This window comes from Pseudomonas sp. OV226 (assembly GCF_003148705.1).
Lineage (GTDB): Bacteria > Pseudomonadota > Gammaproteobacteria > Pseudomonadales > Pseudomonadaceae > Aquipseudomonas.
This window is the reverse complement of the sequence record NZ_QGGS01000010.1, coordinates 114,692-135,559: the sequence shown is the minus strand read 5'-3', so window position 1 is coordinate 135,559 and position 20,868 is coordinate 114,692. Positions and strand designations below refer to the sequence as shown.

18 protein-coding genes are annotated in these 20,868 nt (G+C 61.4%); 9 read left to right on the top strand and 9 right to left on the bottom strand.

All coding sequences use genetic code 11. The features are described from left to right. Positions 1 to 205: 205 nt before the first annotated feature. On the bottom strand, positions 206 to 1,942 hold the full coding sequence (locus tag C7534_RS17715; RefSeq protein WP_109786534.1) for an IlvD/Edd family dehydratase: 1,737 nt from the start codon (positions 1,940 to 1,942) through the stop codon (positions 206 to 208). Between the two features lie 193 nt (positions 1,943 to 2,135). Between C7534_RS17715 and C7534_RS17710 the strand changes: the two genes are divergently transcribed. From C7534_RS17710 to C7534_RS17675, 9 genes are all read left to right on the top strand, one after another. Beyond that, the gene (locus tag C7534_RS17710; protein WP_109786533.1) at positions 2,136 to 3,458 is read left to right on the top strand and encodes an MFS transporter; all 1,323 of its coding nucleotides are present in this window, start codon (positions 2,136 to 2,138) and stop codon (positions 3,456 to 3,458) included. Between the two features lie 144 nt (positions 3,459 to 3,602). Further along, positions 3,603 to 4,595 (top strand): AraD1 family protein, encoded by a 993-nt coding sequence (gene araD1, locus C7534_RS17705; RefSeq protein WP_109786532.1) that lies wholly within the window; start codon positions 3,603 to 3,605, stop codon positions 4,593 to 4,595. Between the two features lie 10 nt (positions 4,596 to 4,605). After that, positions 4,606 to 6,186 carry an aldehyde dehydrogenase (NADP(+)) gene (locus C7534_RS17700; protein ID WP_109786531.1) on the top strand — a complete coding sequence of 527 codons (1,581 nt, stop codon included), beginning with the start codon at positions 4,606 to 4,608 and terminating at the stop codon, positions 6,184 to 6,186. Positions 6,187 to 6,386: 200 nt separating this feature from the next. Continuing rightward, complete coding sequence (locus tag C7534_RS17695) at positions 6,387 to 6,680, top strand: DUF5629 family protein (protein WP_109786530.1); 294 nt, start codon at positions 6,387 to 6,389, stop codon at positions 6,678 to 6,680. After that, entirely contained in the window at positions 6,673 to 7,842 is a 1,170-nt protein-coding gene (locus C7534_RS17690) for a lactonase family protein (protein WP_109786529.1), read from the top strand. The genes C7534_RS17695 and C7534_RS17690 overlap by 8 nt, the downstream gene beginning before the upstream one ends. A 156-nt stretch (positions 7,843 to 7,998) precedes the next feature. Beyond that, complete coding sequence (locus C7534_RS17685; RefSeq protein ID WP_046032142.1) at positions 7,999 to 8,178, top strand: hypothetical protein; 180 nt, start codon at positions 7,999 to 8,001, stop codon at positions 8,176 to 8,178. A gap of 211 nt (positions 8,179 to 8,389) precedes the next feature. Next, positions 8,390 to 8,515 (top strand): hypothetical protein, encoded by a 126-nt coding sequence (locus C7534_RS32840; RefSeq protein WP_256577230.1) that lies wholly within the window; start codon positions 8,390 to 8,392, stop codon positions 8,513 to 8,515. Between the two features lie 115 nt (positions 8,516 to 8,630). Continuing rightward, on the top strand, positions 8,631 to 8,843 hold the full coding sequence (locus C7534_RS17680) for a hypothetical protein (protein ID WP_109786528.1): 213 nt from the start codon (positions 8,631 to 8,633) through the stop codon (positions 8,841 to 8,843). Further along, positions 8,840 to 9,097, top strand: coding sequence for a hypothetical protein (locus tag C7534_RS17675; RefSeq protein ID WP_046032144.1), 258 nt, complete (start codon positions 8,840 to 8,842; stop codon positions 9,095 to 9,097). The genes C7534_RS17680 and C7534_RS17675 overlap by 4 nt, the downstream gene beginning before the upstream one ends. 159 nt (positions 9,098 to 9,256) lie before the next feature. Here C7534_RS17675 and C7534_RS17670 read toward each other — a convergent pair whose 3' ends face one another. The 8 genes from C7534_RS17670 to C7534_RS17635 all read right to left on the bottom strand — a co-directional run bounded on the left by C7534_RS17670 (position 9,257) and on the right by C7534_RS17635 (position 20,866). Further along, positions 9,257 to 9,853: a glutathione S-transferase gene (locus tag C7534_RS17670; RefSeq protein ID WP_046032145.1), complete on the bottom strand. Its 597-nt coding sequence runs from the start codon at positions 9,851 to 9,853 to the stop codon at positions 9,257 to 9,259. Next, entirely contained in the window at positions 9,850 to 13,491 is a 3,642-nt protein-coding gene (locus C7534_RS17665; protein WP_109786527.1) for an AAA family ATPase, read from the bottom strand. Before C7534_RS17665 ends, C7534_RS17670 begins: the two co-directional genes overlap by 4 nt. After that, positions 13,488 to 14,732 carry an exonuclease SbcCD subunit D C-terminal domain-containing protein gene (locus C7534_RS17660; protein WP_109786526.1) on the bottom strand — a complete coding sequence of 415 codons (1,245 nt, stop codon included), beginning with the start codon at positions 14,730 to 14,732 and terminating at the stop codon, positions 13,488 to 13,490. Before C7534_RS17660 ends, C7534_RS17665 begins: the two co-directional genes overlap by 4 nt. Before the next feature lie 256 nt (positions 14,733 to 14,988). Next, a complete protein-coding gene (locus C7534_RS17655) occupies positions 14,989 to 16,629 on the bottom strand; it encodes a BatD family protein (protein ID WP_046032148.1) in 1,641 nt (546 codons plus the stop codon). After that, positions 16,626 to 18,362 (bottom strand): tetratricopeptide repeat protein, encoded by a 1,737-nt coding sequence (locus tag C7534_RS17650; protein WP_046032149.1) that lies wholly within the window; start codon positions 18,360 to 18,362, stop codon positions 16,626 to 16,628. Before C7534_RS17650 ends, C7534_RS17655 begins: the two co-directional genes overlap by 4 nt. Beyond that, positions 18,359 to 19,438 carry a vWA domain-containing protein gene (locus C7534_RS17645; protein WP_109786525.1) on the bottom strand — a complete coding sequence of 360 codons (1,080 nt, stop codon included), beginning with the start codon at positions 19,436 to 19,438 and terminating at the stop codon, positions 18,359 to 18,361. Before C7534_RS17645 ends, C7534_RS17650 begins: the two co-directional genes overlap by 4 nt. Next, positions 19,431 to 19,925 (bottom strand): DUF4381 domain-containing protein, encoded by a 495-nt coding sequence (locus tag C7534_RS17640; RefSeq protein WP_109786524.1) that lies wholly within the window; start codon positions 19,923 to 19,925, stop codon positions 19,431 to 19,433. The genes C7534_RS17645 and C7534_RS17640 overlap by 8 nt, the downstream gene beginning before the upstream one ends. Then, the gene (locus C7534_RS17635) at positions 19,922 to 20,866 is read right to left on the bottom strand and encodes a DUF58 domain-containing protein (protein WP_046032152.1); all 945 of its coding nucleotides are present in this window, start codon (positions 20,864 to 20,866) and stop codon (positions 19,922 to 19,924) included. The genes C7534_RS17640 and C7534_RS17635 overlap by 4 nt, the downstream gene beginning before the upstream one ends. Positions 20,867 to 20,868 lie beyond the last annotated feature (2 nt).

The window sequence follows — 20,868 nt, the reverse complement described above, 5'->3', positions numbered from 1 at the left end:
TCCTGTGCGATGGAGGTGTCGCGCATGATAACAGGCACGACGGGCATTCATCAGATCAGAAGTCAGCGAATGCCTTGTTCATGATCGTTCCAACGCTCCGCGTGGGAATGCCGCTCGTGACGCTCTGCGTCACTTGTTTCGGGGGGACGCGGAGCGTCCCTTGAGGCGTTCCCACGCAGAGCGCGGGAACGATCGGTCGGGTGGGTCAGTGAGAATGGCGCGGCACTTCAGCCCCGCGGCAGCCCACCAGGAAGTCAAAGTCGCAACCCTGATCCGCCTGCAGCACATGGTCGATGTACAGCTGACGATATCCGCCAAGGATCATCTGTTGCGGTGGTTGCAGGTCGGCCATGCGCGCCGCCAGTTCGGGGTCCGGAATGTCCAGGTGCAAACGGCCGCTGGCGCAGTCCAGTTCGATCCAGTCGCCTTCTTTTACCGCGGCCAATGGTCCGCCAGCCGCCGCTTCTGGCGCGACGTGCAGCACCACGGTGCCATACGCGGTGCCACTCATGCGCGCATCGGAAATACGCACCATGTCCGTCACGCCCTGGGCCAGTAACTTGGCCGGCAAGCCCATGTTGCCGACTTCGGCCATGCCCGGATAACCCTTGGGTCCGCAGTTTTTCATGACCAGAATCGAGTTGGCGTCGACGTCGAGTTCCGGATCGTTGATCCGTGCCTTGTACATGTCGAAGTTTTCAAACACCACTGCGCGCCCACGATGTTGCATCAATTGCGGCGTGGCGGCGGACGGCTTGAGCACTGCGCCCAGGGGGGCCAGGTTGCCGCGCAAGACACAGATGCCGCCGTCGGCGCGGATCGGGTTGTCGAGGGTGCGGATCACTTCATCCTGACCATAAATAGGCGCGTCCTTGGTGTTCTCGCCGAGGGTCTTGCCGTTGACGGTCAAGGCGTTCGGGTTGGGAATCAGGTTCGCTTCGCCCAGGCGACGCAGCACGGCGGGCAAGCCACCGGCGTAGTAGAACTCTTCCATCAGGAAGCGCCCGGACGGTTGCAGGTCGACAATGGTCGGCATGCCACGACCGATGCGGGTCCAGTCATCCAGGTCCAGTTGCACGCCAATACGGCCGGCAATGGCTTTCAAATGGATCACCGCGTTGGTGGAACCACCGATTGCCGCGTTGACACGGATGGCGTTTTCGAAGGCTTCCTTGGTGAGGATTTTCGACAGCTTCAAGTCTTCGCGGACCATCTCCACCGCGCGCATGCCGGACATGTGCGCCAGTACATAGCGGCGTGAGTCGACCGCCGGAATGGCTGCGTTGTGGGGCAGGGACGTGCCCAGTGCTTCGGCCATGCACGCCATGGTGGAGGCCGTGCCCATGGTGTTGCAGGTGCCGGCCGAGCGGGACATGCCGCCCTCGGCCGCGAGGAAATCGTCGAGGGTGATGGTGCCGGCCTTGACCTGCTCGCTGAGCTGCCAGACCACAGTGCCCGAGCCGATGTCCTGACCCTTGTGCTTGCCATTGAGCATCGGTCCGCCAGTGACGACGATGGCTGGCACGTCGCAACTGGCTGCGCCCATCAGCAGGGCCGGGGTGGTTTTGTCGCAACCGGTCAGCAGCACCACGCCATCAATCGGGTTGCCGCGAATGGCTTCTTCGACGTCCATGCTCGTGAGGTTACGGGTGAACATGGCGGTAGGGCGCAGGTTGGATTCGCCGTTGGAGAACACCGGGAATTCCACTGGAAAGCCCCCGGCTTCGATCACCCCGCGTTTGACGTGCTCCGCAATCTGACGGAAGTGCGCGTTGCACGGGGTCAGTTCCGACCAGGTGTTGCAGATGCCGATAATCGGCTTACCTTGGAATTGGTGGTCGGCGATGCCCTGATTCTTCATCCAGCTGCGGTACATGAAGCCGTTCTTGTCGGCGGTGCCAAACCATTGGGCGGAGCGCAGGGTGGGTTTCTTATCAGACATGATCGATTCTCTTATTGTATGACTATATTGTTCTGGGTGAGGCGTAACATAAGCTCTAATTCGTCGGTTTGGAAGTGTTGTTGAGTAATTAGTATTACTATATAGTCGTTTTCAACGGAGGGATGGTCCTGGCGATTTTTGGCGAGAGGCGTCCCCCGAGGTTCTATAACAACAACAATCGGAGACCGATCTCATGAGCCAGGAACTGCGGCTTATCCGCCGCATCACGCTGAAACTGATTCCCTTCCTGATCCTGCTGTACCTGATCGCCTATGTGGATCGCTCCGCAGTGGGGTTTGCCAAGTTGCACATGGGCGCCGACATTGGCCTCGGTGATGCCGCTTACGGTCTGGGTGCCGGGTTGTTTTTCATCGGCTACTTCCTGCTGGAAATTCCCAGCAACCTGATGCTCGACCGTTTCGGCGCGCGACGCTGGTTTGCGCGGATCATGGTCACCTGGGGCGCCATCACCATCGGCATGGCGTTCGTCCAGGGGCCGAACAGCTTCTATGTGATGCGCTTTCTGCTCGGTGCGGCGGAAGCCGGGTTCTTTCCGGGTGTTCTGTACTACATCACTCAGTGGTTCCCGATTCGCCATCGCGGCAAAATCCTCGGCCTGTTCATCCTTTCCCAACCGATCGCAATGATGGTCACCGGCCCGGTGTCCGGCGGTTTGCTGGGCATGGACGGCACGCTCGGTTTGCACGGCTGGCAGTGGTTGTTCATCGTCATTGGCACGCCGGCGATTCTGCTGACCTGGCCGGTGCTGCGTTACCTGCCTGATGGCCCGCAGCAAGTGAAATGGATGGACCAGGCCGAGAAGGGCTGGCTCGCCGGCGAGCTGAAAAAAGACCTTGAGGAATACGGCCAGACCCGCCACGGCAACCCGTTGCATGCGCTCAAAGACAAGCGAGTCTTGCTGCTGGCGCTGTTTTATCTGCCGGTGACGTTGAGCATCTATGGCCTGGGCCTGTGGTTGCCGACCTTGATCAAGCAGTTTGGCGGCAGCGACCTGGTCACCGGTTTCGTTTCGGCGGTGCCGTACATCTTCGGGATCGTCGGCCTGTTGATCATTCCGCGCAGTTCCGACCGTTTGAATGATCGCTACGGACATCTGGCCGTCTTGTATGTGCTGGGTGCCATCGGCCTGTTCCTCAGCGCCTGGCTGACCGTGCCGGTGCTGCAACTGGCGGCCCTGTGCCTGGTGGCGTTTGCGCTGTTTTCCTGCACGGCGGTGTTCTGGACCTTGCCGGGGCGTTTCTTTGCCGGCGCCAGCGCGGCGGCCGGTATCGCCCTGATCAACTCGGTGGGCAACCTCGGCGGTTACATCGGTCCGTTCGTGATCGGTGCGCTGAAGGAGTACACCGGCAACCTCGCGTCGGGGCTGTATTTCCTGTCCTGCGTGATGGTGTTCGGGTTGGTGCTGACCGGCGTGGTCTATCGGTTGCTGGAGCGCAAGCAAGTGCTGCCGGCTGATCAGTTTGCCGCCAGTGCGCGCGGCGCAACCCGTTCCTGACACAAAACCTGTAGGAGCAGAGCTTGCTCGCGATGGCGGCAGAACATTCAGCATCGATGTCATCTGTCAGGTCGCAATCGCGAGCAAGCTTTGCTCCTACAGGGGGTTAGCGGTGTTTTGAAGAATTGTTTACAGGAGAAAACCATGCGTTTGGTTCAGTTCGAATTGAGTAACGGCGAGCGTCGCGTCGGCGTCGTCGAGGGCGGTCTGGTGCGTGAAGTGCAGGATGCGCACACAGTCCGCGACCTGGCGTTGGCAGCAATTGAGGCGGGCACTGATCTGGCGCAACAGGTGAAAGTCCTCGGCCTGGGCATCAGCCACGACTACGCCGAGTTGCTGGCCACGTTGCGTATCCTGCCGCCACTGGATCACCCGGACGCGGCACACATGCTGGTCAGCGGTACGGGCCTGACCCACTTGGGCAGCGCTTCGGCCCGGGACAAGATGCATCAACACGCCGGTGACGAAGCGGCCATGACCGACACCATGCGCATCTTCAAATGGGGCGTGGAAGGCGGAAAACCGCAAGCAGGGCAGGCCGGTGTGCAACCGGAATGGTTCTACAAGGGCGACGGCAGCATCGTCGTTCGGCCGGGCAAGCCGTTCCCGCTGCCGCCCTTCGCCGAAGACGCGGGCGAAGAGCCGGAACTCGCCGGCCTCTACGTCATCGGCCACGATGGCAAGCCTTATCGCCTCGGTTATGCGGTCGGTAACGAGTTCTCCGATCACGTTATGGAGCGAAAAAATTACCTGTACCTGGCGCACTCCAAATTGCGCAGTTGCAGTTATGGTCCGGAACTTCGCGTCGGTGATTTGCCGCCACACCTGGCCGGCACCAGTCGCATCCTGCGTGACGGTGAAGTGCTGTGGCAGAACGAGTTTCTCAGCGGCGAAGCCAACATGTGCCATAGCCTGGAAAACCTTGAGTACCACCATTTCAAATACAGCCAGTTCCTGCGCCCGGGGGACGTGCACATTCATTTCTTCGGCACCGCGACGCTGTCGTTTGCCGATGGCATCCGCACCCGACCGGGTGATGTATTCGAAATCAGCCAGGCCGAATTCGGCGCACCGCTGATCAACGGCATTGCGCCGGTTGAAGCGGCATTCGAACCCGGCACCGTTGGCAGCCTTTAAGGAGATCCGTATGACCCAGATCCTTGGTCACAATTACATCGGCGGTCTGCGCAGTGCGACGGGCACCGTCAAACTCCAGAGCGTCGACGCCACCACGGGCGAGGCCTTGCCTCATGAGTTTTATCAGGCCACCGAGCAAGAAGTGGACGCCGCCGCCACGGCTGCCGGCGCCGCGTATCCGGCCTTTCGCAGCTTGAGTGCCGAGCGACGGGCGCAGTTTCTTGACGCCATCGCCGATGAACTCGATGCCCTCGGCGATGACTTTGTCGCCGTGGTCTGTCGCGAAACCGCGTTGCCCGCCGGACGAATCCAGGGTGAACGCGGTCGCACCAGTGGCCAGATGCGTTTGTTCGCCAAGGTGCTGCGCCGTGGTGATTTTTACGCTGCGCGAATCGACAAGGCGTTGCCCGAGCGCACACCGTTGCCTCGCCCGGACCTGCGCCAATACCGCATCGGCGTCGGCCCGGTCGCGGTGTTTGGTGCCAGCAACTTTCCCTTGGCGTTTTCGACGGCTGGCGGCGACACCGCCTCGGCCCTGGCGGCGGGTTGCCCGGTGGTGTTCAAGGCGCATGGCGGTCACATGGCCACCGCCGAATGGGTGGCTGACGCGATACTGCGCGCCGCGGAAAAAACCGGCATGCCGGCCGGTGTGTTCAACATGATCTACGGGGGCGGGGTCGGCGCAGCGCTGGTCAAGCATCCGGTGATTCAAGCGGTGGGCTTTACCGGCTCGCTGAAGGGCGGTCGCGCCTTGTGCGACATGGCCGCCGCGCGTGCGCAACCCATCCCGGTATTCGCCGAGATGTCGAGCATCAACCCGGTGATCGTGTTGCCACAGGCGCTGGAAGCCCGGGCGCAAACCATCGCCCGTGACCTGACGGCATCGGTGGTTCAAGGCTGTGGTCAGTTCTGTACCAATCCGGGGCTGGTGATCGGCATTCGTTCACCGCAGTTCAGCGCGTTCGTGCAGCAAGTTGCCTGGATGATCAACGATCAGCCGGCGCAAACCATGCTCAATGCCGGAACCTTGAGCAGCTATGGCCAGGGTCTGGAAAAACTTAACGCTCACCCCGGTATCACCCATCTGGCGGGCAGCACACAACAGGGCAAGCAAGCTCAGCCACAACTGTTCAAGGCTGACGCCAGCCTGTTGATCAGCGGCGACGAAGTCTTGCAGGAAGAAGTGTTCGGCCCGACCACGGTGGTGGTGGAAGTGGCTGATCAGGCGCAACTCAACGCAGCGCTGAAGGGGCTCCATGGGCAACTGACGGCGACGATCATTGGCGACCCGGCGGACTTTGAACAGTTCGGCGAGTTGACGGCGCTGCTGGAGCAAAAGGTCGGACGGATTCTGCTCAACGGTTATCCGACCGGTGTGGAAGTCTGCGATGCGATGGTCCACGGCGGGCCGTACCCGGCAACGTCGGATGCGCGCGGCACGTCGGTGGGCACCTTGGCGATCGACCGTTTTCTGCGCCCGGTGTGCTTCCAGAACTACCCGGACAGCCTGTTGCCGGAGCCGCTGAAGAATGGCAATCCGCTGCGTATCCAGCGGTTGGTGGATGGGCAACCGTCCCGGGAAGCGCTGTAGCTGATCGTTCCCCCCCTGTGGGAGCGGGCTTGCCCGCGATGGCGGACTGACAGCCAGCATTGATGTTGAATGTTAAATCGTAATCGCGGGCAAGCCCGCTCCCCCATTTGTTCTGTGTTGAGCCGGCGTTTTGCGGTCGGCACTGGGCTGCCCGCGCTTTGAGCTATCATTGCGTTTTTCCCATTTAAAGATTGATTGCCATGACTGCCGTAACCGACACCTTGCTCAACACCCTCGAACACTGCGACATGGTGGAAATCGACGGGTTGCACGCATTCGAATTTGCCCTTGATGAATTCGACAACCTGCACATCGAATGCATGGACGGCCGAGCGGCCAAGCATTGGGAGTTCACTCCGGCGCAGGTTCAGGCGGCAACCTTCGATCCGACCCTGCAAAGCTGGGTGATCACTGGTGATTCCGGCGAGCATCGCCTCGTGTGCTTGACCGCTATTGGTGGTCATGACGACGATGATGAGCTGGAGGATGCGTAATCTCTGGCCCCTGTTGATGGCCGGCAGTATCGGCGCAATGGGCGTTCAGGTTGCGTCGGCCGACAACCTTCAGTTGCTGGTCGGCTCCTACACGGCCGGGCAGAGCCAGGGGATTTATCGCCTGAACTTCGACAGCTCGACCGGGCAGATCAACGCCCGGCCACTGCAAGTGGTCAACAGCGAAAACCCTTCGTGGCTGACCCTGGCCAAGGATCAGCGTCACCTGTTCGTGGTCAACGAAAACGGCCCGGGGCAGAAAGACCCGGTCGGGCGCGTCAGCAGTTTTGTGATCGATCCCAAGACCCATGCGCTGAGCCTGATCAATCAGGTGCAAAGCCTGGGCAATGAGCCGACGCATTCAAGCCTCAGCGGTGATGCCAGTCATTTGTTTGTCAGCAACTACTCGGTAGCTGAAGATCCAGGCGGCACGCTCGCGGTGTTGCCGGTGGGCGCTGATGGCACGCTGAAACCTGTGGTGCAGATGAGCAGTCATCCCGCGAGTCGGGTCAATCCCGAGCGGCAGCTGTCGGCGCACGTGCATTCGACCGTCTCCTCGCCGGACGGCCATTACGTGTTCTCCAATGACCTGGGGGCAGACAAGGTCTTTGTTTACCGCTTCGACCCCAAAGCCAATCCGGACCTGCCATTAACGCCTGCAACGCCTGCGTTCGTGCCGTTGCCGCCGGGCAGTGGGCCGCGTCATTTGCTGTTCAGTGCCGATGGCAAGCACGCTTGGCTGACCATGGAGATGAGTGCGCAGGTGGCCGTGTTCGATTACAAGGACGGCACACTTGAGCAAACACAAATGATCGACCTGGCGGCCGGCCAGCCTGTGTCCGATAAAGCAGCCGCGGCGCTGCATGCTTCGGCGGATGGCAAATTCCTCTATGTCAGCAACCGCGGCACCGCCAATCAGTTGCTGGTGTTCGCCATCGACCCTGCGACCGGCCACCTGAAGGAACTGCAACGTCGCTCAGTGGAAGGTGATCATCCGCGTGAGTTCAGCCTCGATCCCAGTGGCCATTTCGTGTTGATTGCCAATCAGAAGAGCAACCAGATTGTCGTCGTCGAACGCGATGCCAAGACCGGTTTGCTGGGTAAAACCGTGCAGAAATTGCCGATGGACGCACCCAGCGATCTCAAGTTCCTGCTGCGTCAATAGGCCGCAGGCCCCGGTTCAAGGGGCCTGCATCCTTCTATTAATGCTGCTGATATCTGCTAATGCTACAAAGCATTTCAAGATGCCGAGCCTCGAAGGTTAAGTTTGCTTCACGGCCCCACCGGGCAAGCAAGCCAACTGAACACGAGGAATACCGCCATGAACTTCAATCTCTTCTCCGTTATCGCCGCTTCTGCCATCTCTGCCTCCGTTGCGCTGCCAGCCAGTGCCAACGTTGAAATCAGCGACAAAAAATCCCACGCCCAGAGCTACACCCAGAAATACCTGCAACAGAGCGCCAACTTCTACGCCGCCCTGGATCACAAAACCCAACACTGAAATTTCAGCCCTGCACCTTTTATGCAGGAGCGAAGTCACTGACGTCGATCAAGCTGAACAGCTTCGAGAAACCTGAGTGATGTCGCTCCTGCATAGCGCGTTTACGACAGCATCACATTGCCATTAACGTGCGCCTTGATATCACATGGCCATATGTTTAGATTGGACGCTGCCTTTTTCAGTCCAATTCTAAAAACAAGGGATCGATAGCATGGCGATGCGTCTGGCAGTGGTTCTTCTTTTCCTCTATTCCGCCCCCATTTCTTCGACTGCCCAGCCCGTTCCAGACGAGCCGGATGCGGCCCGTGAGCGCTTGATGAGTTTTATCGAAGACTGAAATAGACGGGCTTAATGATCAACGAAGCTGATGGTCACTATGGATAACCCTGAGTGGTTGCTACGGCTTTTTTGATTGATTCTGTGCGCATCGACACATGCCCACGGAGATCACCATGGCCCGTTCAATCCTCACTTCTGCCAAACACGGCGCCTACCTGGCCATCGGTCTTTACGTGGCGATGGTGTTGGTCTTCAGCCTCTCGGCTCAATCGCACTACACCACCGACGCGCCGATTCAGGTCGCTAATCCCGCCATCCAGTTCGAACACCGTGCGCAAAACGCAGGGGTTGAACACGTAGAGCTGGCGGGAGTGGTCGGGGCATGAAAGGGCGCAATCTCTGGGTGATTGCCTTCCTGGCCTTCATCACCAATGGATTTTCGTTACTGGGAATAGGGCAGGGCTCAGTAGGTTCCGTGGCACGCTCGATCGAGGCCAAACACGACCTCTCTCGCAACATCGAAACGCAAAAGGCCATGGGGCTGCTGGCCGGCAATCCGCCGATCAAACGCCAGGTCGATTTCTTCGGGCCGTTCCAGGTGGACTGCTCGGTGTTGCAGATGTGTGAAGTGTTCGCCTGAATCCCCCAGACAACGCGATCCTGTAGCAGCTGGCGCAGCCTGCGTCCGGCTGCGCAGCAGTCGTAAAATCAGCACATGCGGTGTATCAGACAAACCGAGCAAGCAGGATTTACGACTGCTGCGCAGCCGGACGCAGGCTGCGCCAGCTGCTACAGGGGGTTACTTGTGCATCACGCCGGTAAACAGGTCTGACTCCAGAAACCGCTGCAACCAGGCCTGCAGCCGCACGTATGGCGTCTGCGCGAACCACTCGCGATCGACGTGGGCGAATTGGCGCACGAACGGCATCAAGGCGACATCTGCCAGGCTTGGATGGTCCGCCAGCAAGTAATCGCGACCCTCCAGCAATGCGTCAAGCGTGCGCAAAAACGCCTCACCTTCGGCCCGATAAACCGCCATCGGTTGCTCGGGGTAGCGTTCGGCGTATTTGTAGCGATTCAGATGCACCTTGAACGCCTGATCGTTCGTCTCGATCAGGGCGGCGATGCGCGCTTGTCCGGCGGCATCCTCGTTGAGCAACCAGTCTTGCGGATCGTTCTGCGCCAACGCCCAATGCATGATCGCCAGGCTTTCATCGATGACCCGGCCATCCGCGTCCAGCACCGGCACCGTGCCTTTGCTCGACAGGGCGAGCATCTCGGCGGGTTTGGCCTTGAGGCTGACTTCGACAATGTTCACCGCGACCCCCGCGTAGCGCAGCGCCATGCGGGCGCGCATGGCGTAGGGGCAGCGGCGGAAGGAATACAGCGTATTCATTTCACCTCCAGGGTGCTCAAGCCATTGCCCTGGCGATGGACCTGAATCTGCACCGGAATCCGTTCGTGCATTTCCTGAACGTGGGAAATCACCGCCACCTTGCGGCCCTGGGCTTGCAAGCCGTCGAGCGCGTCCATGGCCAATTGCAGGGACTCCGGATCGAGGCTGCCGAAGCCTTCGTCGATGAACAGCGACTCGATTTTCAGCGTGCTCGACGCCATCGACGCCAGACCCAGGGCCAGCGCCAGCGACACCAGGAATGTCTCGCCGCCGGACAGCGAATGCACCGAGCGCAGTTCATCGCCCATCTCGGTGTCCATCACCAGCAACCCCAGCATGCTACCGCCGCGCTTCAACCGATAACGGCGCACCAGTTGGCGCAACTGCACGTTGGCGTGATGCACCAGCAGATCAAGGTTGTAGGCCTGGGCGATTTTGCGGAAGGTATCGCCGGTGGCCGAACCGATCAACGCATTCAGGCGTGCCCAGCGCTGGAACTCGGTGTAAGCATCGGCGATCTGCTGGGCCAGGGCCTGATTGGCGTTCTGCCGGCGCTGATCCTCGGCCTGTTCGGCGCGCAGTTCGGCGCAGCGGTGTTCGCTGGCGGCAAACAGGTTTTGCACGTCGGTGAGGGCCGTGGCCAATTGCTCGGCGTCGAGGTTGCCATTGTGTTGCGCCTGATGATTGAGCAGGCGCTGATCGCGCTCCTGCACGCGAACCTTGGCCTGCTCAATGGCTTTTTCACTGTGCTGCAAGTGTTCGCGCAGTTCACTGACCTGCTGATCGTCGACGCTCAGCAGGGTTTCCAGGCCGGCGTCGTCCAGTTCCGGGTGCTGGGCGCGCCAGTCGGCAATCTTGCCCGCCAACTCACGGTTTTCGGCTTCCAACGCCAGTGAGCGATCTTGCTGTGCCTTGAGCTCGGCGGCCAATTGCACCAGGCGCGTGAGCACACTTTGCAGTTCCTGAGAGGCCGAGGTTTGGGCATGACGGGCCTGTTCGACGGCCTTGTCCAATTGCTCCAGCCAGTGCTCGGCGCTGCGGTGCTCGCCCAACAATTGCGATAGTTTGCGCTGGCAAGCCTGTTGCTGCTCGGCGAGCGCGTTGAACTGCTGCTGAGTCGCGTCCAGTTGCTGGACGCGTGTCAGTTGGCGGTCCTGTTCTTTCTCCAGCGTCTGCTGGCGTTGCTGCTGCTCGCTCAGCTCGTCGCGCTGCTGGTCGAGTTGCTCCAGGCGTTGGGCGATCTGCCGGTCGAGTTGCATGAACGTCGCGGCAGGTTCGTTGCGCAAGGCTTGCAGGGTGTCTGCCGGCAGCAAGGTGCTGAACGCAGTCAGTTCCTCATCCAGACGCTGGCGATCACTGCTCAACTCGCGTTGCTGGTTGACCAGGTGTTGAGTGGCCTGCTGGCTGGCCGACTCCGCGTTGCGCAGTTGCTGCTGTAGGCGCGCGGCGTCCTGTTGCAGGGTGAGCAGGGCGGCTTGGCGTTGTTCGTCTTGCGTGATGCTTTGGTTCAACTGGCTGTTTTGCTGGGCCAGCCATGCGTCACGCTTGACGGCGTCCTGGGCCAGCAGTTGGGCTGACAGCGAGTGCGCTTCGAGGCTTGGTGTCAGGCCCTGCTGTTGTGTCACGAGCTGTTCTTGCTGTTGCAGCAGCTCTTTTTGCTGAGCAATCAAACCACCCACTTCGCCGCGCAAGTCGGTGAGTTTTTCCTTCAACAGATCGACGGCTTTCTGCGCGTTGGCCTGTTCGCTTTCATCATGCCGACCGAGGCTTTGCAACAGCGCTTCGGGCTGATGATAAGGATGGTCAGCGCTGCCACACACCGGGCACGGTTGATCGTCCTGCAACTGCCCGCGCAACTCTTCGACACTGGCGCTGCGGGCCAGACGCTGACGCTCCAGCAGTTCGCGGGTGACGCTCAGGGTCTGTTCGGCGACCGCCAATTCATTCTTGGCCTTCACACCGTCCTGCGTCAGGCGATCACGCGCCTGCTGGGCCGTGAGTTGGCGCTGGTGCAGTTCGGCGCTGCGCTTGTCCAGGTCTTGCTGACTGGCCCACAGCCTTGTCAGCTCCTCGAACGCACGGAGTTGTTTGCGGTTGTCCTGCAACAGGGTGCCGAGCAACTGGATCTGTTCGGCCACCGCTTCAGGCTCGGCGCCGGCCTCTTTATAGAGCACTTCCAGCTGTTGCTTTTGCGCGGTCAGTTCTTCGCTGGCGCGGGTAGCGTTTTGCTCCAGGGCGGTCAGTTCCGCTTGGCCTTTGTTCAAACGATTGCCGATCAACATCAGTTGTTGCAGGCGATCGCGGTAGGCATTCCACGCATCGCTCAACGGCGCCAGGTGAACGCTCTGTTCCAGCTCTCCGGCCATCCGTTGCAGGCGCGCGGCCACTTGCTGCTGTTGCTCAAGCAGGCCTTGAATGGTGCTCTGCCCTTGAGCGCAGGCCTGTTCGGCGTGTTGCTTGAGGTCGGCGCTGGTGGCGGTTTCCTTGACCAGGCGGGCGAGGGTGCTCTGTTCTTCAAAGGCCTGTCGCAGCAACGGTGCATTGGCGGCGTGTTGGCTTTGCGCCTCGACCAGTGCAGCCTGCGCAGTGCTCAGACTGGCCTCGAGTTGTGCTTGCCGTTCGTTCAGCGCGGTTTGCTGCTCGATGTGCTGCTGGATCTGCGCTGCCAGCGGCGTGAGCTGCGAGGTGAGTTCGGTTGTTCGCGCAAATTGATGGCGTTGCGGGGCCAGTTGTTCCAGACGCGTCAGCTTCAAGCGTTGGTCGGCAAGACCGTCCCAATGTTGCTGAGCACCGGTCAGTTGCTCGGCGGCGCTCTGCTGTTCGTCCTGTAGTTGACGCAACTCCTTGAGCCAGGTGTGCTGCAACTCAAGTTGTTTGAGCTGCGCCTGTTGAGTCTTCAGCTGTTGCTGCGCCTCATTAAAGCGCTCATCCAGCTCGACCCGCGCTTCGGGCGACAGTGGCGTCACGCCCGTGGCCTGGTCCTGCAACAGCTTGTGGGCTTCGCGTGCTTCTTTGGTCTTGTCGAACGCGCGGCGCCCGAGTTGGGTGTAGAGCGCGGTGTCGGTGAGCTTTTCCAGCAGTTCGCTGCGTTCGTTGTCATTGGCCTTGAGGAACGCACTGAACTCACTCTGGGCGAGCAACACGGCGCGGGTGAACTGCTCGAAGTTCAGGCCCAGTACGGCTTCGAGTTGGGTTTTGAACTCGACTTTCTGGCTCGCCAGCAGTTGGTCCTGATCGATGTCGCGCAAACTCTGACGACTGGCTTGCAGCTTGCCACCGGCCTTTTCCCGTGCGCGATTGGCTTCCCAGCGCGCACGGTAGCGGCGGCCATCGATGCCGACGAAATCAACTTCGGCATAGCCTTCACCCGTGCCGCGACGCAGCAGCGTGCGCGGGTCGCCGGTACTGATTTCACCGTCGGCGTCCGGCGCTTTAGCGGACACTTGAGCATTGCTCAGGCGCGGCACGGCGCCAAACAGCGCCAGGCACAAGGCATCAAGCAGTGTGCTTTTGCCGGCACCGGTCGGCCCCGTAATCGCGAACAGACCGGCACTGGCCAATGGCTCAGCGGTGAAATCAATTTCAAACGGCCCGGCCAGGGAGGCGAGGTTTTTCAGGCGGATCGCGAGGATTTTCATGGCTGTTCGCTCTCCATCTGCACGTCTTGCAACAACTCGGCAAAGTCCTTCAGCGTTTGCTCATCGACCTCGCTGCCATAGCTGTCCTGCCACGCGCGGCTGAACAGCTCCTGCGGCGTGAGCTGATCGAGTTCGACCAGGGTGGTGCTGTCATCGACGCCATCGCGGCTGCCGTTTCCGGCGTATTCGGCGGCGATGCGCACCAGGCGCACGGCTTTGCCTTGCAGGGCAGTTTCAACCTGGTGGCGCAAGTCGGGTTGCGGTTCATCGAGACGCACCCGCACTTCCAGCCACGGCTGGCGCTGGATGTCGGCCAGCAGATCGATATTCGGCAGGTCGGCCAGTTGCAGGAGGATGTCCGCCAACGGCGCCGGGCCGATGCGTTGCAGGTTGACGGCGCGGGGAATCAGCTTGGGCTCGACGCTAACCAGGGTTTCGCCGTCGAGCGTGATGTCGAGGATCTGATGCTGATAGCTGATCTCGGAGAACGACAGCGGAATGGGCGAGCCGCTGTAGCGGATGCGCTCTTCGCCATTGACCTTCTGCGGCTTGTGCAGATGGCCAAGGGCAACGTAACTGATGCTTGGCCCGAACAGACTGGCGGGCAGGGCCTCGGCGTTGCCGATGATCAGGCTGCGCTCGGAGTCTTCCGAGACCGAACCGCCGGCCATGTGCGCATGGCTGATGGCAATCAGCGCCTGGCCCGGCTTGCGTTTGGCGTTGGCTGCTTCGATCAGCCATTCATGCACCTGGCCGATGCCGCGCAAGTAGTTGTCGCCCAACTGTGCGCCGGTGACTTCAGCGGGGCGCAGGAACGGCAGCGCCAGGCACCAACCGGCAATTTCGCCGGAGGCGTCGGGCAGCGGCAGCAGCAGGCGTTCAGCGTCCAGTTGGCCGTCATCGAGCCACAGCACGCGACCGAGGGCGTGAGTGCGCAAGCGCCGCATCAACGGCGCGGGCAGTTCGATCCGCGAGCCGGAATCGTGGTTGCCAGCGATCATCACGATGGTCAGCAAAGGTTGCTGCTCATGGGCGCTGACGATGAAATCGTAGAGGCGCTCCTGGGCTTTGACCGGCGGGTTGACGGTGTCAAAGATATCGCCGGCGATCAGCAGCACATCAGGCTGGTCCAGCTTCAGCTGGCGCAACAGCCATTCGAGGAAACAGGCGTGCTCAAAGTCGCGCTCCTGGCCGTGCAGGTTCTGCCCAAGGTGCCAGTCGGAGGTGTGAAACAGACGCAAGGCGTACTCCGTAGGAAATAAGGTGATGGCCGCGGGGGGAATGATGGCGGCTAAAGGGGAGGGAGTTTACTGGCAAACACAGCCGATGTGGCCAGCAACACGAAAACCCTGTAGCAGCTGGCGAAGCCGGCGTCCGAGTGCGCAGCAGTCGTAAATCCTGCAACGCGGATTGTCTGGCAAACCGCGTATGCAGACATTGCGACTGCTGCGCAGCCGGACGCAGCCTCGCGGGCTCGGCCGCTGCTACAGAGGGTGATTATTTGGGATAAAGCGGCGGCAACCCACTGTCACCCACCGGGTCGTGAACCCGTTCGGCAATCGGGATGGCCTTGATCGCGCGCCACAGTTCTTCGCCTTGCCAGTATTGGCCGGTTTCGCTGTAGAGCGCGCCGTTCAGGCCGTCGAGGGCATCGGACAGCGGCACGAAACGGGCGGCCATGTCGGCCAGGGTTTCCGGTTGTTGCCGGGCCCAGGCGTCGAGCGCCTGGCGGGTGGCGTGTGAGTCGTTGGCCTGGCAGGCGCGCTTGAGTTCGTCGAGGACGGTGCGCGGGCTCGGGCCGGTTTGTGTGGCGCGCAGGATCGCCGGTTGCCAGCGGGCACGCCACCAGAGGCCGAAGCCGAGCAGGGTGGTGCAGGCCAGGATCAGCGTGCTGAGTTTCCAGCGCCACAGGGTTTCGTTGTCGGCAGCCGAGCTGACTTGAGGCGTCCCGGCCGGCGCGTCGACCAGCATGCTTGGGTTGTTGGCGACTTGCAGGGTGCGCGCCGGCAGGCTGCTGTGTTCCAGATGATCTTCGAAGGTGTTCCACCAGACCACGTCCACCGTCGGCAGCTCGATGGCGCCGCTGCGGGCCGGAACCAGGGCTTCACGGTCTTCGCGAATGCCGATCAGGCCGCGCTCACTGTTCTCGTTGCTCAGCATCGGTTGATCCGGATAACGCCGCAAGCCGCTGACGTCAGTGGCGGGCAAGGGCGGCAATTGCGAGCTGGCCTGGCCTTCTACCTTCAAGGTCAGGCTGCGGGTGAACGAATCGCCCACCTGTGCATGGTCCGGTTGCGGGTTCCAGCTTTCGCCCAGGCTCACGCTGCGGGCCGGCAACCAGGGCAGGTCCGCGGGGTAAGTGATGGGTTTGGCCTTGACCGTCAGTAACGTTTGCGTGGAGCTGACACGCATCAGTTTCCCGGTTTTTGGCCCCTGTGCAGCGGCGTCCTGAGCGGGTTGAGTGTCGACCAGCGTGGCGCTGAATATTTGCGCTGGAATGGTCAGTTCGCCGCTGTGTTGCGGGTAGATCGCGTAGCGCATTTCGATCACGCCATGGCGCAGCCCGTTGATGACTTTTTCATAGGTGCGTGACTCGCCCAGTTGTTCGATACGCGCGTCGGGCACCTGCAACGGGGTCAGGCTGCTGTCGTCGTACAGCGACACCGAATGGTAGATGCGCAAGGTCAGGATCGCCTGCGCCTGTACGTACACACTGGTCTGGTCGAGGCTGACATCGATAAACACCGGCGCCAGTTTGCTCGCGGTGTCCTGGTTTTCGCTCTCGACCACTTGCACCGTAATGGGCTGGCTCTGCACCTCGCCCAGTTGCAAGGGTGGAATCGTCACGCTGCCGTTTTCCTTGGGCAGCAACGTGATAATCCAGCGCGTGGTCGCGCGGTTGTCGCCACTGAGGGTGTTCAACTGGTTGACCTGGCGGGTGTCGCGTACTTCGAACAGGGGTTCGAGCGGGGTCAGGTCCGGCTTGCCGAACTGTGTCACGTCGCTGGATTCCAGGGTCAGTTCGACCGTCTCGCCGGAGTTCAGGCGACTGCGATCGACACTGGCGACGAGCCCCGACGCCTGGGCCTGAAAGGTGCAGCACAACAAGGCAAGCATGAAGAGGGTGAAGCGGGTCATCGAGTTTTTCCCTGATCCTGATGTTGTTGCTGTTCGTACCAGAATTTGCGCCTGAGCAATTCACCCGGATCATCCGGGATCTTGCGTAACCATTGCTCCAGCGCCTGAAGCTGCTCGCCCTGGAGCGTGTCGCTGGTCGGGCGCGGTGGCGGTTTGGTGCTTTGCTCGTCGGCCAACTCGCTGCCCGGGACTTCATTGCCGCCGGGTTTCGGCGGCGTGGTGGTCTGTTGTTCGGTCTCCGCGGTGGCCGGTTGTGCGTCAGTTTGCGGTTCACCATTGCTCGTCGGTTGCGTGGCGGCGCCTGGCTGCTCCTGCTCGGCGTTTTGCGCCTCGCTGTCGTCGCTGGTTTCCGGCTCCACGGGCGCTGGGGTGTTTTTCTGCTTCAGCAGACTTTCCACCAACGCCTTGTTGGTCAAGGCCGGACGCAAATCCGGTTGAAGTTCCAGCGCCTGTTCGTAGGCATCCAGCGCGGCTTCCAGCTCACCGCTTTTGGCCAGGGCGTTGCCACGATTGTAGTGGGCATGGGCATCATTGCCTTGGGCGAACCGCTGGGCGGCGCCACTGTAGTCGCCGGCTTCATACAGCGCCACACCTTGCCACTGCGGGTCCTGAAAATACTGTGCCGCCCTGGCCGGGTGGTCTTGGTTGAGCAGGTGCAGACCCCGTTGATCCGGGCGCAACCACAAGTCCTGGAAGTCGAAGGCATAACTCGGTTGCGGCAGCATCAACAGCAATGGCAGGCAGAACAGCCAGCCGCGCCGTCCGGCACAGGCCGCCAACAGCAACAGTGGTAGCAACAGCCAGTAACCCTGGTCGGCCCAAGTGTCCAGTCGCAGCGTTTGCCCGTCGTTGCGCAGCGCACGCGGGCCATCGAGCAGGCCCAGTGCGCGCAGGTCTGAATCATCCAGACGCGCCTGGCGATACTCTCCGCCGAGATCGCTGGCAAAGGCTTTCAGGTTGGGGGTGTCCAGGCGTGGCACCAGAATCGCGCCGTCACTGTCCTTGAGGAAGCTGCCGTCCTCCTGAGCGACTGGTGCACCTTCGGCGGTGCCAATGCCCAGCATCAAAAACTGCGTCGAGTGCCCCGCCAGTGCCTGACGAATACCTTGGCGTTCCTGTTCGGTCAGGGTCGAGCCGATCAGCAAAATCCGCCCGTCGCCCAAGGCGCCCTGGCTCAGCAATGCAAGGGCTTTGTTTACCGCGAGATCGGCGCGATGGCCGGCTTCGGGCATCAGTGAAGGTTTCAGCGCGTCCAGCAGGTTGCGGCTGGTCGACAGGTCATCCGACAACGGCACCAACGTGTGGGCGCTGCCGGCGTAGACGACGATGGCGGTCTGGGCGTCGCTGCGCACTTGCAGCAGGTCGAGCAGCTTGCGTCGTGCCTGTTCAAGCCGGTTCGGCGCCACGTCGGTGGCGAGCATTTCCGGGGTCAGTTCAAGCACCACCACCAGCGGGTCGGCAGGTTTCTGACTGGCTTGTTCGACCCGTTGCCAGCTCGGCCCCAGCAGTGCCAGTACGGTCAACATCCAGGCCAGTCCGAGGACCACCCATGGCAGTTTGCTGTCGCGTCCGTTGCCGCCACTGAGCAGGGCGGCATGGAAGGCCGGCGGCAGAATCATCTGCCAGCGCCCGGCACGTTTTTGCCGGTGCCAGAGTTGCCACAGCAACCAGCCCAATATCGGCAACAGCAACAGCCACCATGGGCGGAACCAGAAAGGCCAGAGCGCGCTCATCGGCGTCTCCGCGAGCGCAGGCGTTTGAGACGCTGACGCCAGTCAGGCAGTGGCGAGTGCAAGAACAGATCCTTGGTAAACAAGCGTAGAAACGGGTTATCCGGCCAGCGTTCGCGCACCACCAACAACATGCTCAACAGCAACGCCATCGCCAGCGGCCAGTGATACAACGCCTGCGCCGGACGGGCCTGGGTGGGTTGTTGCGTCACCGGTTCGAGTTTGTCCAGGGTGTCCTTGATGGCTTGCAGTTCGTTGCCGTCATGGGCACGGAAGTATTGACCGCCGGTGGCTTGGGCGATGGCTTGCAGGGCCGGTTCGTCGAGGTCCAGGCTCGGGTTGATGCCCAGAAAGCCCAGTGTGCCGCTTTCTTCCGGGTTGGCACCAATGCCGATCGGGTAGATTTTTACCCCTTCGTTTGCCGCCAGCCGCGCAGCAGTCAACGGGTCGATTTCGCCTCCGTTGTTGGCGCCGTCGGTGACCAGAATCAGCACACGGCTCTGTGCCGGACGTGTGCGCAGGCGTTTAAGGGCCAGGCCAATGGCGTCGCCGATGGCGGTGTTCTTGCCAGCGATGCCGATGCGCGCTTCGTCGAGCCAGACCCGCACGGTGTGCCGGTCGAAGGTCAGCGGGGCTTGCAGGTAGGCCTGGCTGCCAAACAGAATCAGACCGACCCGATCGCCATCGCGGCTTTCCAGGAAATCACCGAGTAAATGCTGCACGAGGCTCAAACGGCTGACGTCTTCCTCTTGCCACTGCATGTCGGGGAAATCCATCGAGCCGGACACGTCCACCGCCACCAGCAAGTCGCGGCCACTGGCGGCAATCGGCAGCGGCTCGCCGAGCCATTGCGGGCGCGCGGCGGCGATCAGCAGCAACAGCCACAGCAGCATGAACGGTGCCTGTTGACGCCAGGCCGGCAGATTCGCCCGGGCGCGGCGTCGAGTGAGGCCTTCGAGGTCGCTGAGGAAACTGACTTTAAGTGCCGGCTCGCCGCTGTCGGCGACCGGCAGCAACACGCGCATCAGCCAAGGCAGGGGCAGCAAGGCAAAAATCCACGGCCAGGCGAACTCAAACATGCTTGCGAATCCAGGTGTCGACGGCTTGGGTCAGGCCGGCGATGGCCTTGTCGTCGAGTTTGCATTCGGGTTTGTAGGCACCTTCGACCAGGACCATCCAGCGCGTCAGGCCGGCAGCCGGGCAGCGGTTGTCGAGAAACGCCAGCCATTTGCGCCCGTTGAGGGTGTGGCTCTGGCTGTAGGGGTAATGGTTGCGGCACAGGCGCTTGAGCAAGCCATTGAGTTGCTGTAGCCAGGCACCGGCCGGCGCACCGTCGTAGGGTTTGGGCATCAGTGCCAGTTCGGCCAGCGCAGCGACACGCACCGGGTCCAGTGGCTGTTCGGCGCGAACGACGGGCTGTGTGCGCGCAAACACGTGTCGCAACCGCCACAGGCCAACGCCGATCAGTGGCAGCAATAAAAGTAATAACCACCAGCCCGGCGCGGGTGGCCAGAACTCGATGGGTGGCGGGGTAATCAGCGGTTGCAGTTGATCGAGACTGCTCATCGACCTTTCCCCGGTTTTTGTGGGTTCAGGTATTCGCGCAGTTGCTCGACCATCTCGGTCTGGGTGCTTAAGGGCATCAACAAGACGCGCAGTTTTTGTGCAAGCAGTTCCCAGCGAGCGATGCGCGCTTCGGCTTGTGCGCGATAGGTCTGGCGCAGGTCGTAATTGAGCGTGTCGAGCTCCAGTTGCGCGCCACGTTCGGCAAAACGCAGCAAGCCTGCGGCAGGCAGGGCATGGTCCAGTGGATCGGACAAAGGCAGGAGCAACAGGTCGCAATGGCGCGACAGCAGGCTCAGTTGTTGTTCCGAGCCTTCGGTCAGGGCGCGCTCGTCGCAGATGACGATAACCAGACTGCCGGGGCGCAACACTTCCCGCGCCCGACGCAGTGCCATGTTCAAAGAATCACGGTTCTGCTCGGTTTCGGCGTGCAGCGATTGATTGACCCGCACCAGCCGATTGAGCAATTGCAGCAGACTTTGTTTGCTGCGCCGGGGTTTGATTTCGTAGTGCTCGTTGTCGCCGAACACCAGTCCGCCCACCCGGTCGTTATGGCCCAGTGCGGCCCACCCGATCAGACTGGCGGCCTGGGCGGCAAGGACCGATTTGAACATCAGGCCCGAGCTGAAGAACAGCCGGCAGCTTTGCTCGACCATGATGAAAATCGGCCGTTCGCGTTCTTCATGGAACAGCTTGGTGTGGGGCTCCTGGGTGCGTGCCGTCACGCGCCAGTCAATGGTGCGCACATCGTCGCCGGCCTGATAAACCCGCACCTGGTCGAAATCCACACCGCGTCCACGAAACTTGGAGTGGTGCAGGCCGATCAGCGGGCTGCGTTGGCTCGGCGTGGAAAACAACTGCACTTCACGCACGCGATGGCGCATCTCGATCAGCTCGGCGAGGCTGACGCGGATGCCCGGCTCGGGCGGCGCAAGGGCGTTCATCG

What these genes read in the sequence shown, in the direction of transcription:
- C7534_RS17655 (WP_046032148.1), bottom strand. Translation starts at nt 16,629, where the DNA reads ATGACCCGCTTCACCCTCTTCATGCTTGCCTTGTTGTGCTGCACCTTT.
- C7534_RS17710 (WP_109786533.1), top strand. Translation starts at nt 2,136, where the DNA reads ATGAGCCAGGAACTGCGGCTTATCCGCCGCATCACGCTGAAACTGATT.
- C7534_RS17715 (WP_109786534.1), bottom strand. Translation starts at nt 1,942, where the DNA reads ATGTCTGATAAGAAACCCACCCTGCGCTCCGCCCAATGGTTTGGCACC.
- C7534_RS17670 (WP_046032145.1), bottom strand. Translation starts at nt 9,853, where the DNA reads ATGAATACGCTGTATTCCTTCCGCCGCTGCCCCTACGCCATGCGCGCC.
- C7534_RS17650 (WP_046032149.1), bottom strand. Translation starts at nt 18,362, where the DNA reads ATGAGCGCGCTCTGGCCTTTCTGGTTCCGCCCATGGTGGCTGTTGCTG.
- C7534_RS17680 (WP_109786528.1), top strand. Translation starts at nt 8,631, where the DNA reads ATGGCCCGTTCAATCCTCACTTCTGCCAAACACGGCGCCTACCTGGCC.
- C7534_RS17695 (WP_109786530.1), top strand. Translation starts at nt 6,387, where the DNA reads ATGACTGCCGTAACCGACACCTTGCTCAACACCCTCGAACACTGCGAC.
- C7534_RS17640 (WP_109786524.1), bottom strand. Translation starts at nt 19,925, where the DNA reads ATGAGCAGTCTCGATCAACTGCAACCGCTGATTACCCCGCCACCCATC.
- C7534_RS17635 (WP_046032152.1), bottom strand. Translation starts at nt 20,866, where the DNA reads ATGAACGCCCTTGCGCCGCCCGAGCCGGGCATCCGCGTCAGCCTCGCC.
- C7534_RS17685 (WP_046032142.1), top strand. Translation starts at nt 7,999, where the DNA reads ATGAACTTCAATCTCTTCTCCGTTATCGCCGCTTCTGCCATCTCTGCC.
- C7534_RS17700 (WP_109786531.1), top strand. Translation starts at nt 4,606, where the DNA reads ATGACCCAGATCCTTGGTCACAATTACATCGGCGGTCTGCGCAGTGCG.
- araD1 (WP_109786532.1), top strand. Translation starts at nt 3,603, where the DNA reads ATGCGTTTGGTTCAGTTCGAATTGAGTAACGGCGAGCGTCGCGTCGGC.
- C7534_RS17665 (WP_109786527.1), bottom strand. Translation starts at nt 13,491, where the DNA reads ATGAAAATCCTCGCGATCCGCCTGAAAAACCTCGCCTCCCTGGCCGGG.
- C7534_RS32840 (WP_256577230.1), top strand. Translation starts at nt 8,390, where the DNA reads ATGGCGATGCGTCTGGCAGTGGTTCTTCTTTTCCTCTATTCCGCCCCC.
- C7534_RS17675 (WP_046032144.1), top strand. Translation starts at nt 8,840, where the DNA reads ATGAAAGGGCGCAATCTCTGGGTGATTGCCTTCCTGGCCTTCATCACC.
- C7534_RS17645 (WP_109786525.1), bottom strand. Translation starts at nt 19,438, where the DNA reads ATGTTTGAGTTCGCCTGGCCGTGGATTTTTGCCTTGCTGCCCCTGCCT.
- C7534_RS17690 (WP_109786529.1), top strand. Translation starts at nt 6,673, where the DNA reads ATGCGTAATCTCTGGCCCCTGTTGATGGCCGGCAGTATCGGCGCAATG.